Source organism: Curtanaerobium respiraculi, from assembly GCF_024609215.1.
GTDB lineage: Bacteria > Actinomycetota > Coriobacteriia > Coriobacteriales > Eggerthellaceae > Curtanaerobium > Curtanaerobium respiraculi.
Genome location: NZ_JANIPD030000028.1, coordinates 1 through 1995 on the forward strand (window position 1 = coordinate 1; position 1995 = coordinate 1995).

1 protein-coding gene is annotated in these 1995 nt (G+C 66.8%); it reads right to left on the reverse strand.

From position 1 onward, the window contains the following. Window positions 1–90: 90 nt before the first annotated feature. Window positions 91–1833 carry an IS1634 family transposase gene (locus NOV21_RS07800; protein ID WP_283171729.1) on the reverse strand — a complete coding sequence of 581 codons (1743 nt, stop codon included), beginning with the start codon at window positions 1831–1833 and terminating at the stop codon, window positions 91–93. Window positions 1834–1995 lie beyond the last annotated feature (162 nt).

Here is a 1995-nt window from a genome sequence, read left to right on the forward strand (position 1 = left end):
CCTGACTTTTGCAGCAGCAGAAGGCCGATTCCCCCTCCTGACATGGGGAATCGGCCTTCTTTCCGGTGACATTTCCTGTGGCGGAACCGCTCAGCTCCTCGGTTTCCTCACGTCTGCCATGACCTGGCTGATCCGCCCCTTCCTGAGCACCTGCCTGGACAGGTCTATGCCGGCGGCCGCCGCCAGCTCGTCGGTCAGGTCGGTGCGGTAGTCGAAGAGGTAGAGGTTCGCGTCCATGCGGTGCCCCACCACGTTGCGCAGCGCCTCCGAGATGCGCTCGGCGGAGTGCCTCCTCCCGGTGTCGAGCTGCATGAGGCGCATGATGAGCAGGGCGACGTAGCAGATGAGGAAGTGGGCGCGGATGTGGGCCTGCGTGGAGACGAAGACCGGCCGCGCGTCGAAGTCGCCCTTCGTCACGCGGAACGACTCCTCGATCCTCCACAGCCCGCGGTAGGCGTCGATGACGTCGAGGTCGCCCATCTCCTGCTCGCTGGTGATGATGCAGTAGTAGCCGTCCATCTCTCCGTCGGCCGCTATCTTCCCCTCGTCGATGGTCCAGTTGTGGGAGGCGGCCTCGCCGGTTGCCTTGACGACGGGCAGGTCCTTGGCGTACCTCGCGGCCGACCTGGCGACGACGCCCGCCATGTCGCCGCGCGCCACCGCCGCCCGGGACTTCTCGACGACCCTCTCCCGCTCGATGCGGCTGCGCTCGAAGTAGTCCCTGGGCCGGAACGCGATTTCCTTGACGGGCACCTTCACCTCGCGCCTCTTCCCATCCTCGCAGGTCACGCGCACGCGCTTGTCGGAGATGCGGCTCTTGATCTTGAAGGTGCCGGCGGCGTTCCCCTCGTAGCCCGCGCCGTCGAGCACCCAGGCCTTGAGCGCCCTGGTCGCCTTGCGCACCGACTGCGAGATGATGAACCCGTTGCCGTCGAGCGTGCAGGCGGCGATGTTGTCCGAGGTGTTGAGCCCCTTGTCGGCCACCATCACCACGCGCCCGGCCCCCGGGTCGCCCTCCGCGCGCCTCAGCCCCGCCTTCTTCATCACCGGCAGCATCGTGGGCATGTCGCCCGTGTTGCCCGGGAACAGGTCGTAGTCCATGGGGACGCCGTCGCCGTCCAGCAGCAGCCCCATCTGCACGATCGGCTCGGGGCGGTGCTCCTTGCTGGCCCCCCTCCTCCTGAGGCCGTCCCCGTCGTCCTCGCCGTCGACCTCGAAGTAGTAGTTGGTGACGTCGTAGTACAGGCGGGTCCTGTTCCTGGGTCCGCGGGCCTTGTCCATGCTGGCGTTCATGTGCCTGACCAGCGCGTCGGCGTTCGCGTCGAGGTAGTCCAGCGAGCGGTAGACGGCGTCGGGCGAGAAGGGGCACTTGCGGGGGAAGCGCCCGCGCGCCTCCCAGGCCCTCTTCTTCGATGCGGGGCTCGCGATGCGGTTCCAGGCCAGCAGCTCCAGTATCCGGCACGGGTCGTAGTCGAAGTTCCGGGCGGTCCGCCTCCTCTCGAAGAAGCCCCCGATGCCGAGGTCGCGGTGGAAGTAGGCGGACGGGACGGCGGCGCCGAGGTCGACCTGGCCCTCCCGGTCGCGCTTGTCGATCCTCCGCTCGGCGGTGAACTTCACCATGATGGGCGCCGCGGCCGCCTTCGCCTCGGCGTTGCGGCGGGCGACCTCGGCCTTCCAGAACGCGACCGGGTCCGGGCACTCGGCCGTGGCGAGGTCGTCTACGTAGCCCACGGCCTGCACGTGGCGCGACTTGGTCTTGCCGCCGACGCGGAAGCTCTCCTCGATGGACAGGTAGACGCGGCCGCTCCCCCTCTTCTGCTGCTTCAGATGCAAGAAACAACTCCTGGACTGCGATGACAATGGCATCATTGCACCATGGTAACATGCAGTAACAGGCATAAACAGTCATGCTGATTTGACAAAAAAGAAGGCCCGTGCGGGGCCTGACCTGGGTGAAGCGAAATCGGGGGAGTCTATCTAACTGCAAAACTCGGG